This window comes from Vulcanococcus limneticus LL, assembly GCF_943369875.1.
GTDB classification, from domain to species: Bacteria; Cyanobacteriota; Cyanobacteriia; order PCC-6307; family Cyanobiaceae; genus Vulcanococcus; species Vulcanococcus limneticus_A.
On record NZ_CALROT020000003.1, the window covers coordinates 217350 to 226907 of the forward strand.

A 9558-nucleotide genomic window follows, 5' to 3' on the forward strand; every position below is an offset into this window, starting at 1 on the left:
CATCCGCTGGATCGGGCCGCACCATGCCGTTGTTTCTGCACAGCGCCGACTGGCAGATCGGCAAGCCCTACGCCCGGGTCCACGATCCCGACAAGCGGGCCCGCCTGCGCCAGGTGCGCCTGGACGCCATCGATCGGATCGGTGCCGCCGCCCGGACCCATGGCGCCGGCTTCCTGGTGGTGGCGGGCGACCTGTTCGACTCCCCCACCCCCAGCAGCAGCGACGTGAGTGCCGTCTGCCAGGCCATCGGTCGGCTGGAGATCCCCGTGCTGGTGATCCCCGGCAACCACGACCACGGCGCCCCCGGCAGCGTCTGGCACGGGGCGTTCTTCCAGGCCGAGCGGCAGCGGCGGGCCCCCAACCTGCAGCTGCTGCTGGAGCGCCGGCCCCTGGAGCTGGAGCAGGCGGTGCTGCTGCCCTGCCCGCTGCTGCGCCGCACGGACGCGGAGGATCCCTGCGGCTGGCTGCGCCAGCTCGACTGGGCCGCCCTGCCGGCCGGCAAGGCCCGCATCCTGCTGGCCCACGGCTCGGTGCACGGCTTCGGCGGCGCCGACCTGGATGCGGATGAGGAGAATCCAGCCGCCGCCGTCAATCGCCTGCAGCTGGAGGCCGGCCTGCTGGAGCAGGTCGACTACGTCGCCCTGGGCGACTGGCACGGCCTCAAGCAGGTCCATGCCAAGGGCTGGTATGCCGGCACCCCCGAACCCGACCGCTTTCCGCGCAGCCCCGACTACCAGGGCGGCCAGGTGCTGCTGGTGCAGGCCGAGCGGGGCGCGCCGCCGCGGGTCGAGCCCCTGCCCACCGGCCAGCTGCGCTGGCTGCCGCTGCGGGTCCACTTCGGCGATGACGATGATCTGGCGCGCTTCGAGGCGCAGCTCGAGCAGCTGCTGGGTGATGCCCTCGGCCAGGACCTGCTGCTGCTGGAGGAGAGCGGCAGCCTCAGCCTGGAGGGCCATCGGCGCTACGAAGCCCTGCTGGAGCGGCTGGAAGCCCAGCTGCTGCGGCTGAAGCGCCGCGGCCGCTGCGAGGAGGCACCAGGGGAGAGCGAGCTGGCGGAGCTCACCGGCCGGCCCGGGGATCCGCTGATCGCCCGGGTGGCCGCCGGCCTGCAGGCCGATCTGCTGGCGGCCGCAGCGAGCGCTGCCGTGGCCAACGGGACAGCGGCCAGCGATGGGCCGGGCGACCCGCCCACCCTGATCCGCCGGGCCCTGGGCGAACTGCACCGCTGCCTGCAGGCAGCGGAGCGGGGCTGAGGAGGAAGCGATGCGTCTCCTGCACTGCCGCCTGCGCCAGGTGCGCCAGCACCGCGACCTGGAACTGCGCTTCGGCCGCCGCTTCACCCTGATCGGCGGCGCCAACGAAACCGGCAAGTCCACCCTGGTGGAGGCCCTGCACAAGGGGCTGTTCCTGCGGGCCACCGCCACCGGCCGGGGCGTGGAGGAGCTGCGCTCGCGCCTGCATCCGGGCCTGCCGGAGGTGGAGATCGGCTTTGAGGCCGGCGGCCAGCCTTGGCAGCTGCGCAAGCGCTTCGCCGGCGCCAGCGGCACCTGCCAGCTCAGCAACGGCGCCGGCGTGGCCCTCTCGGGGGCCGCCGCCGAGGAGCAGCTGGCGGCGCTGCTGGGGGTGGAGGGTCCCGTGGCCGGCACCCAGATCCGCCAGCTGCCGGAGCGCTGGGCCCACCTGTGGGTGCGCCAGGGCGAGGCGGCGCGCAACCCGCTCCAGGCCAAGCAGGAGAGCTACGACTTCAGCCGGCTGGTGGATCAGCTCCAGCAGCGCGGCAGCAGCGGCGCCCTGGAATCGCCCCTGGACCGGCGGGTGCTGGAGCTGCTGCAGGAGCGGCTGGCGGAGCTGTTCACCAGCACGGGCAAGGTGCGGGCCGGCTCGCGCCTGGCGGAGGTGCAGCGGCGCGAGGCCGAGGCGGCCAGCCAGCTGGGCCTGGCCCGCGAGCGGCTCAGCGAACTGGAGGCGGCCATGGAGCAGCTGCGCGCCATCCAGGAGCGCCTGGGCGCCATCGACGACCAGGAGCGGCCGGCCCTGCTGGCCCGCCAGCGGCAGCAGGCGGAACGGCAGCGGCAGCGGGAGCAGCTGGAGCAGCGGCGGCGCCTGGCCATTGCCGAGCGGGATCCCCTGGCCGAGGCCCTGGAACGGCGGCGGCGCCAGCAGCGCCAGCGGCAGGAGTTGCTGGGCCAGCAGGCGCAGCAGCTGGAGGACCAGGCCCGACAGGCCGCCGCGGTGCAGCGGCTGGAGGCGGAGCTGGCGGAGAGCCGCGCCGCCTGTGGGCAGGGCACCCAGCAGCGGCAGCGGCTGGAGGACCAGCGCCAGCAGCTGCTGGAGCGCCAGGAGCTGCTGCAGCTGCGGCTCGACCAGCTCCAGCTGGAGGCCGAGGAGCGCCAGCTGCGCGAGCACCAGGAGCAGCTGGGGCGGCTGCAGGCGGAGGCGGAGGGGCTGAAGCAGCAGCTGGCGGCCCTGCCCGCCATCGGCCCCGAGCAGGTGCGCGAGCTGCGGCGGGCGGAGGGGGCCCTGGCCGAGGCCAGGGCCCGCTGCCAGGCCATGGCCGCCAGCCTGGAGCTGCTCAGCGCCGACCTGCCGGTGCGCCTCGATGGGGTGGCCCTGGAGATCGGCCAACCCCAGCGGCTCAGCGCCAGCAGCGAGCTGGAGGTGGGGGCGGGGGTGCGCCTGCGCCTCAGCCCCGGCGGCGGACAGGCCCTGCCCCAGGCCAGGGCCGAACTGGAACGCAGTCAGGTCGCCCTCACGGACCTGCGGGAGGGTCTGGGGGTGGCGGACAGCGAGACGGCGGAGGCGATCGAACGCCAGCGGCGGGGCCTGGAGAGCGAGCTGGCCAACCTGCGCAAGGCTGCGAGTGCCATTCCCTGGTCGGGGCTGCAGGAGCGGATCACGGCCCTGGAACCCCGGCGCCAGCGCCTGGAGCTGGGGCTGGCTGCCCTGGATCCCGTGCGCCGGGCCCTGGCCGCCGATCCGGAGTCTCCGGCCCTGGACGGGCTCGACCGCCAGGGCCTGGAGGAGGGGCTGCAGCGGCTGCGGCAGACCACCACCGTGCTGGTGCGCCAGCTGGAGCAGACCGTCCAGCAGCTGCAGCAGGCCGAGGAGCGGGAGCGGGAGCAGGGCCGCCAGCTGGTGGCCAGCCGAGGGCGGCTTGAGCAGCTGGCCGGATCGCTCGGGGCCCTGGCCGAACGGCTGGCGGCCGCGGAGGCTGAGGCGGGAGGCGACGGGGCCGCCGCGGCCCTGGCGGAGCTGGAGGGGCAGTGGCGCGAGCGCCAGGCTCAGATCGCGGCGGTCGAGGCCGCCCTGGCAGCCCTCGAGGTGGCCGCGTCCGCGCCCGACGGCGCGAATCTGGGCAGCGCTGCCGCTGCTGATCCAGCCACCGCGGCCGCCCCCGATCCCGCCGCAGCGCTCGGGGCCGCCGTGGAGCGCCTGGAGCAGGAGCGGGAGAGCCTGCTCACCCAGCTGGGGCAGGCGGAGCAGCGCTGCGCCGGCCTCGGGGCCGAGAACCCGGTGGCGGAACTGGAGCGCCGCCAGGCCGAGTGGGAGGCCGCCCGGGCCGAGTGCGACGCGATCGAGGGCCAGGGCCAGGCCCTGCAGCTGCTGCAGGCCCGCTTCCACGCCGCCCAGACCGACCTGGCCAACCGCTACAGCGAGCCCCTGGGGGAGGCCATCGCCCCCTACCTGGCGGCCCTGGGCCGCGACCCGCGGGCGCCGCTGCTCCGCTTTGACCCCGAGCGGGGCTTCCAGGATCTGCAGCTGCGCCAGGGCAGCGAGGCCTACGACTTCGAGAAGCTGAGCGGGGGCATGCGCGAGCAGCTGGCGGGGGCCCTGCGGCTCGCCCTGGCCGAGGTGCTGCAGCCCGCCTACGACGGCTGCCTGCCGCTGGTGTTCGACGACGCCTTCACCAACAGCGATCCGCAGCGGCTGCCAGGACTGCGGCGCATGCTGCGGCTGGCCATCGAGCACGGCGTGCAGATCGTGCTGCTCTCCTGCGATCCGGCGGCCTATGGCGAGGACGCGCTGCTGCAGGCCGATCCGGACTGGGAGGAGCCGGAGGAAGCCATCCGGCTGATCCAGCTGGGCTGACATCTCTGGAGCACGCCGTCTGGCGGACTCCCTCTGGACGGTGCCTGGCCACCAGCCCCTTTCGGCTTCTACGGTCTGGCGATGGTCACCCTGCGCCGACTGCAGAGCCGGGATCAGCCGCAGGTGCTGGCGATCTACCGCGCGGCCGTCCGCGGCCTGGCCCCCGGGCGCTACGACCCGGCCCAGGTGCAGGCCTGGGCCCGGCAGGCCGAGGCGGACGCCCCCGCGCTGTGTCGCTGCCTCGATCGCGGCTGGGGCCTGGTGAGCTGCGACGACGACGGCCAGCCCCAGGCCTTCGCCGTGCTGGACCCGCCGGATCGGGTGGCGCTGCTCTACTGCCACCCCGACGTCGCCCGCCAGGGACGGGCCGCCGCCCTGCTGGAGGCCCTGGAGCAGCAGGCCAGGCGCCAGGGGGTGGCGACCCTGCGCACGGAGGCCAGCGTGCTGTCGCGGCCGCTGTTTGCGCGGCGGGGCTGGCGGGTGAGCTGGCTCGAGGAGCTGCGCATCGGCGGCATCGGCTTCCGCCGCTTCCGCATGGCCCTGGACCTGACGCCCCCCAGCAGGGAGCCCGGGGCTGGCCCCTGAGCGTTGCCGATACTGGGCCGATGGCCGAAGCCCAGCTGCAGCAGTTCCTCGCCAAGATCGCCCAGCTCAACGCCTTCGTGGCCCTGAGCGAGGCCGATCCGGCCCTGCGCCAGGCCCTGCGGGACTGCAGCTCGCACCACGAAGTGGTGGCCCTGGCCGCCGGCTTCGGCTTCGACATCGGCCGCCGCTGGGGCGACCAGCCGGCCCGCCGCTCCCCCGGGCCCGCCGACCAGCCCAACCTGCTGGAGGGCCTACCCCCGGAGCCGGGGCAGGAGCGGGTGGAGGTGCTGCTGCAGACGCCCGGGTTGCGGCTGGAGCGGATCCACTCCAATGCCGCCGCCAGCCCCGCCGGCTTCTGGTATCAGCAGGACGAATCGGAGTGGGTGCTAGTGCTGCGGGGCAGTGCCCGGCTGCAGTTCGAGGACGAGCCGGAGCCCCGGGATCTGTGCGTGGGCGACAGCCTGCTGATCAGGGCGGGCCGCCGCCACCGGGTGGTGGCGACGGATCCGACTCCAGGGACCCTGTGGTTAGCGCTCTTCTGGTCGGCATCCGCGTGATGTGCGACTGGCGCACCAGCCAGTAGGCCGCCGCCAGGGCCAGCACCGCCGCCCCCAGCCCCACCAGTTCGGACGGATCCTTCTGGATGCCGGGAGGCATCACGATCACCTTCCGCGCCAGGGCGGTGAGGGCCGTGATCAGCACGAGTTCGATCTGCACCACGTGCTCGCGCAGGTAGGCCGTGAGGTTCTGCAGCACCTCCAGGGCGATCAGGATCACCAGGATCTGATCCAGCAGATGGATCAGGGGCTCCCCGATCCACTGGACGCGCAGGTCGGCCAGATCCGCGCCCAGGAACCAGAGCAGCTGGGCCGTGGCGACCAGCACCACGAACACCAGCCCCAGGGAGAGCACCTTGGCGATCATCCGCTCGAAGCCGTGGATGAAGCGCAGGAAACCCGCGTCCTCCACCCAGGGCCCGATCCGACCGCGGAAACGCAGGGGCGAGCTCAATTCTTGAAGGGATCGAACTGGGGCTTGGCGGGCGTGTCACCCACGGGGTTCACCAGCTTGGTGTCGCAGGTGACGGCGCCATCGGCGGCGGTGACGCAGTTCTTGGGCTCCACCTGGGTGGCGGGGCCCACGGTGCTGCCGGGGCCGAGCAGGTAGCGCTCGCTCTGGGCCTGAACCGGATCCCCCAGCAGCAGGGCAGCGGCGGTGGCGGCCAGGGTCCCCAGCCAGCGGCCCAGGCCCGGGACTGGAATCGGATGGGCAGAAAAGGCCGTCATGGGGTGCGGGGTGTCTCCACCCACTCTGCCGGCCAGGACGGTGCTGGGAAGGTGCAGGTCACCTACGGCTTGGGCGGGCGGCCCAACTCAGCTCTCGCCGCTCTCCAGCCGGATTTCCTGCAGCAGCAGATCCAGCTGGCCCAGGGAATCCTCCAGTTCCGGGGCCAGATCCGCCTGGCCGCCCTGGTCTTCGCCCTGCCAGAGGCACTCGATGGCGCAGAGCCGCTCGGCCAGCCCCACCAGGCCCTCGCGGCCATGGATGCCCATGAGCTCCTCCAGGAGCACGGGCATGCGGATCGAACTGGCCCGCAGGGCGCGGCGCAGGTCGGACTGGGTGCGGCCGCTGTGGCGCAACCAGTCCTTGAGGAAGGCCTGAAGATCGTCGAGATCGTCGGCCGTCAGCGGGGCCATCAGCGCGCTGGGGGGAACCAGCGATCCAGTTTGCGCTGCGCCCGGGCCCGGATGTCGTCGTTGAGGTGGGTGGTGCACAGACCGAGCAGGGCCGTCAGGGCCACCAGGTCGTCGCTGAAGCCGGCGGCGGGGATGAAATCCGGGATCAGGTCGAGGGGCACCAGCAGGTAGGTGAGGGCCGCCAGCATGGTGATCCGCACCTGGGGCGGGGTGTTGCCATCGAGCAGCAGCTCCAGGCACTCCAGGGCCGGGCGGGCCAGGGTGCGGCCGGCCCGACGCAGCAGGCGGCGCAGGGCCCCCTCATCCACCTCACTGCTGCCCAGCACCTCGGCCTCCACGTCGAAGCCGCTGGCGGCCTGGGCGGCGGAGCTGGCAAACGGGCCGCCGGCGGAACCGCCGGAGGACGATTGGGACGAGGCCATGGCTGGTCCCCGCTGTCGAAGAACGAGTCCAGTGTGGGCGCGCTGTCGCTGAAATCCCAGGGCGGTTGGCGCGGCAATCGATGGCGGCTATCCGGCGGGAGCCGCCCGCCCCCTCAGTCGGCCTCCACCAGGCCGCTCTGGATGCCCGCCTTGCGCAGCTTGCGCAGGGCCCGCTGCACCACCTGGCGGCAGTATTCGCGGCTGCAGCCCAGCTGGCGTGCCACCTCGGCCAGGGTGCGCCACTCGTGGCCACCGTCGAGGCCGAAGCGGAGCATCACCACCGTGCGCTCCTTGGGGGTGAGGTTCGACTGGTCCAGCAGCTTCCACACCGAGGCACTGCGCTCCGCCAGCTCGGCCCGCTCCATCGGCGGCATCTCGTCACTGGGGAGCACATCCACCAGCTCGGTGGGATCCGACTTCGACTTCACCACCCCCTGCAGGCTCACGGTGACGCTGCGCAGTTCGCAGCCGAGCAGGTCTTCCACCTCCACGAGGGGCAGATCCAGGGCGCGGGCCAGCTCGCGGGGGCCGGGCGCCTGGCCCGTGGCCTGCAGCAGCCGGGCCTTGGCGGCCCGCAGGCGGGTGAGCTTCTCATTCACATTCACCGGGATGCGAATCGTGCGGCTCTGGGTGGAGAGGGCCCGGTTCAATCCCTGACGAATCCACCAGTAGGCATAGGTGCTGAAGCGATGACCGCGGGTGGGGTCGTACTTCTCCACGGCGCGGGTGAGACCGAGGGTGCCCTCCTGGATCAGATCCAGCAGATCCAGACCCTTGCCCTGGTAGCGCTTGGCCAGATTCACCACCAGGCGCAGATTGGCAGTAATCATCTGATCCTTGGCCCGCTCCCCCAGACGAATGGAACGTCGTTCCACCTCGCTATAGGTGCAGGCTTCACCGGTGCCCCCGGCCAGACTGCAGCGCTCGTGCAGCGCCACCATCGCCTGCACTTTGCGGCCCAGGGTGAGCTCCTGTTCAGGAGTCAACAACTGATGGCGACCGATTTCACCGAGGAAGGCACTGAGCGAACTCGCCATGGTCTGCCGTCGTCACTGAATTGAACCTAGGGGGTTTCACTGGGCCCCGCGAAACCACCCGAAAGACTTCCAACTTCTCGAATGGCCACCTATTTCCTTCGGATTGACGCCCACAAGCCGCTTCCTTTCTGGCCTGCGCAGTGGAGCGCCAGCCAGCCAGCGGCTGCAGCCACCGCCCGCCCCCAGAGATCCAGTGTTAGTTCTTCACAACCGCAGACAATGAGTCCCTGACTTGCAACACAAATCCGGAGACTTTCCGGTCAATCACCACCAACCACGCCCCCTCAGGAGGACAATCGCAGCGCAGCGTGGAGTGCGCAGGCCAGGGGCCGGCTCGCTACGGTCGGGCCCTCCCATGCTCAGTGCCCCATGGCCGGCCTCGCGGCGATCCCCCCCGACGTGCTCTCCCGCGCCGGAGTGGCCTACGTGCACTACCTGAGCTTCATGGTGTGCTTCGGCGCCCTGGTGTTGGAGCGGCGCCTGATCCAGCCCAACCCGAACAAGCGGGACGCCACCTTGATGGTGATCACCGACATCGTCTACGGCCTGGCGGCCCTCGCCCTGCTGGGCAGCGGCATCCTGCGGGTGCTCTACTTCGGCCAGGGCAGCGCCTTCTACACCGAAAACCCCCTGTTCTGGTGGAAGGTGGGCACCTACCTGGCGGTGGGGGGCCTGTCGCTCTATCCCACGATCACCTACATCCTCTGGGCGATTCCGCTGCGCAAGGGCGAGCTGCCCCAGGTGAGCGAGGCCCTCGCCAACCGCCTGGGCTGGATCCTCAACATCGAACTGGTGGGCTTCGCCGCCGTTCCGCTGCTGGCCACGCTGATGGCCCGTGGCGTGGGGCTGCCCGGCGCGGCCTGATGGCGGAGCGGGTCCCGGGGCCGCGGCTGGGGCCAGGCCTGGGTCTGGCCAGAAGCCTGGGCCTGCTGGCCGTCCTGGCCGCGAGCTCAACCCCCGTCGCCATGGCGGCCCAGCCCGAACCCACCGACGCCGGGGCACCGTCCCCATGCCCGAGGCAGCAGGCGGTTCGGCCTGCCCCGCCACCGCCAGCAGCCCTGGCCCCAGTCCCCTCAGCGCTGACATCCCCAGCTCCGGTCCCCGGCGCAGCTGGTCCGGCGGCCCCCGGCGGCGGTGCCGCCGACTACCGCCAGGCCATCCGCTTCACCCCCTGGGGGCCGCCGCTGCTGCCCCACTGGTGCGTGTGGATCGAGCCCGCCAGCGGCACCGGGCCCCAGGCCTGGCTGGAGAGCCGCTGGCTCAGCGCCGTGGAGCAGGCCCTGGCCAGCTGGACGGCACTGCTACCGATCACCCGCGTGGACGAGCCCGAGCGGGCCCATCTGCAGCTGCTGCGCCGCCGGCCACCGCGCCGCAGCGACGCCAGCGGCCGGCTGCGGGCCAGCCACGGCCGCGCTGAGCTGACCGTGCTGGAGGTGCAGCGCCAGGGAGGCTGGCGGCTGGAGCCGAGCCTGCGGGTGCTGATCAGCCCGGATCAACGCCAGGAGGCGATCCAGGCCACGGCCCTGCATGAGCTGGGCCACGGCTTCGGGCTGTGGGGCCATAGCCCCGATCCTGGCGATGCGATGGCGGCGGTGCCCGGCGGCCGTCCCGTGCTGCAGCTCACGGCCCGGGACCGGGCCACCCTGGACTGGCTGCGGCGGCACCCCACCCCGTTCGGCCAGCCCCTCGGCACTAGCCCGGCCGCCGGCGCTGATCGCCGCCCCTGAT

The 9558-nt window shown here is 72.8% G+C and carries 11 protein-coding genes; 6 read left to right on the top strand and 5 right to left on the bottom strand.

The features are described from left to right. Positions 1-23: 23 nt before the first annotated feature. The 4 genes from ACLV7J_RS05510 to ACLV7J_RS05525 all read left to right on the top strand — a co-directional run bounded on the left by ACLV7J_RS05510 (position 24) and on the right by ACLV7J_RS05525 (position 5231). Complete coding sequence (locus ACLV7J_RS05510) at positions 24-1253, top strand: metallophosphoesterase family protein (RefSeq protein ID WP_411868113.1); 1230 nt, start codon at positions 24-26, stop codon at positions 1251-1253. A gap of 10 nt (positions 1254-1263) precedes the next feature. After that, positions 1264-4089 carry an AAA family ATPase gene (locus ACLV7J_RS05515; protein ID WP_411868114.1) on the top strand — a complete coding sequence of 942 codons (2826 nt, stop codon included), beginning with the start codon at positions 1264-1266 and terminating at the stop codon, positions 4087-4089. Between the two features lie 81 nt (positions 4090-4170). Further along, a complete protein-coding gene (locus tag ACLV7J_RS05520; RefSeq protein ID WP_411868115.1) occupies positions 4171-4674 on the top strand; it encodes an N-acetyltransferase family protein in 504 nt (167 codons plus the stop codon). A 20-nt stretch (positions 4675-4694) separates the two neighbouring features. Next, on the top strand, positions 4695-5231 hold the full coding sequence (locus ACLV7J_RS05525) for a Nif11 domain/cupin domain-containing protein (RefSeq protein WP_411868116.1): 537 nt from the start codon (positions 4695-4697) through the stop codon (positions 5229-5231). On the opposite strand, the gene ACLV7J_RS05530 is transcribed toward ACLV7J_RS05525, so the two are convergent. From ACLV7J_RS05530 to ACLV7J_RS05550, 5 genes are all read right to left on the bottom strand, one after another. Continuing rightward, a complete protein-coding gene (locus tag ACLV7J_RS05530) occupies positions 5143-5685 on the bottom strand; it encodes a phosphate-starvation-inducible PsiE family protein (RefSeq protein ID WP_411868117.1) in 543 nt (180 codons plus the stop codon). The two genes, ACLV7J_RS05525 and ACLV7J_RS05530, sit on opposite strands and share 89 nt — an antisense overlap. Next, positions 5682-5960: a hypothetical protein gene (locus tag ACLV7J_RS05535; RefSeq protein WP_411868118.1), complete on the bottom strand. Its 279-nt coding sequence runs from the start codon at positions 5958-5960 to the stop codon at positions 5682-5684. The genes ACLV7J_RS05530 and ACLV7J_RS05535 overlap by 4 nt, the downstream gene beginning before the upstream one ends. 87 nt (positions 5961-6047) lie before the next feature. Then, positions 6048-6371, bottom strand: a complete 324-nt coding sequence (locus ACLV7J_RS05540; RefSeq protein WP_411868119.1) for a hypothetical protein — start codon at positions 6369-6371, stop codon at positions 6048-6050. Further along, positions 6371-6793 (bottom strand): YkvA family protein, encoded by a 423-nt coding sequence (locus ACLV7J_RS05545; protein ID WP_411868120.1) that lies wholly within the window; start codon positions 6791-6793, stop codon positions 6371-6373. Before ACLV7J_RS05545 ends, ACLV7J_RS05540 begins: the two co-directional genes overlap by 1 nt. A gap of 113 nt (positions 6794-6906) precedes the next feature. Further along, on the bottom strand, positions 6907-7830 hold the full coding sequence (locus ACLV7J_RS05550) for a sigma-70 family RNA polymerase sigma factor (RefSeq protein ID WP_411868121.1): 924 nt from the start codon (positions 7828-7830) through the stop codon (positions 6907-6909). Positions 7831-8199: 369 nt separating this feature from the next. On the opposite strand from ACLV7J_RS05550, the gene ACLV7J_RS05555 reads away from it, so the two are divergent. Together ACLV7J_RS05555 and ACLV7J_RS05560 are read left to right on the top strand one after the other, a co-directional pair. Next, positions 8200-8694 carry a DUF2214 family protein gene (locus tag ACLV7J_RS05555; protein WP_411868122.1) on the top strand — a complete coding sequence of 165 codons (495 nt, stop codon included), beginning with the start codon at positions 8200-8202 and terminating at the stop codon, positions 8692-8694. Beyond that, positions 8694-9557 carry a peptidase gene (locus tag ACLV7J_RS05560; protein ID WP_411868123.1) on the top strand — a complete coding sequence of 288 codons (864 nt, stop codon included), beginning with the start codon at positions 8694-8696 and terminating at the stop codon, positions 9555-9557. The genes ACLV7J_RS05555 and ACLV7J_RS05560 overlap by 1 nt, the downstream gene beginning before the upstream one ends. The last annotated feature ends 1 nt before the right edge of the window (position 9558 follow it).

Excerpts from the sequence above, each read along its gene's own strand:
- ACLV7J_RS05560 (WP_411868123.1), top strand. The coding sequence starts at position 8,694 with ATGGCGGAGCGGGTCCCGGGGCCGCGGCTGGGGCCAGGCCTGGGTCTG.
- ACLV7J_RS05550 (WP_411868121.1), bottom strand. The coding sequence starts at position 7,830 with ATGGCGAGTTCGCTCAGTGCCTTCCTCGGTGAAATCGGTCGCCATCAG.
- ACLV7J_RS05555 (WP_411868122.1), top strand. The coding sequence starts at position 8,200 with ATGGCCGGCCTCGCGGCGATCCCCCCCGACGTGCTCTCCCGCGCCGGA.
- ACLV7J_RS05545 (WP_411868120.1), bottom strand. The coding sequence starts at position 6,793 with ATGGCCTCGTCCCAATCGTCCTCCGGCGGTTCCGCCGGCGGCCCGTTT.
- ACLV7J_RS05535 (WP_411868118.1), bottom strand. The coding sequence starts at position 5,960 with ATGACGGCCTTTTCTGCCCATCCGATTCCAGTCCCGGGCCTGGGCCGC.
- ACLV7J_RS05515 (WP_411868114.1), top strand. The coding sequence starts at position 1,264 with ATGCGTCTCCTGCACTGCCGCCTGCGCCAGGTGCGCCAGCACCGCGAC.
- ACLV7J_RS05540 (WP_411868119.1), bottom strand. The coding sequence starts at position 6,371 with ATGGCCCCGCTGACGGCCGACGATCTCGACGATCTTCAGGCCTTCCTC.
- ACLV7J_RS05510 (WP_411868113.1), top strand. The coding sequence starts at position 24 with ATGCCGTTGTTTCTGCACAGCGCCGACTGGCAGATCGGCAAGCCCTAC.
- ACLV7J_RS05520 (WP_411868115.1), top strand. The coding sequence starts at position 4,171 with ATGGTCACCCTGCGCCGACTGCAGAGCCGGGATCAGCCGCAGGTGCTG.
- ACLV7J_RS05525 (WP_411868116.1), top strand. The coding sequence starts at position 4,695 with ATGGCCGAAGCCCAGCTGCAGCAGTTCCTCGCCAAGATCGCCCAGCTC.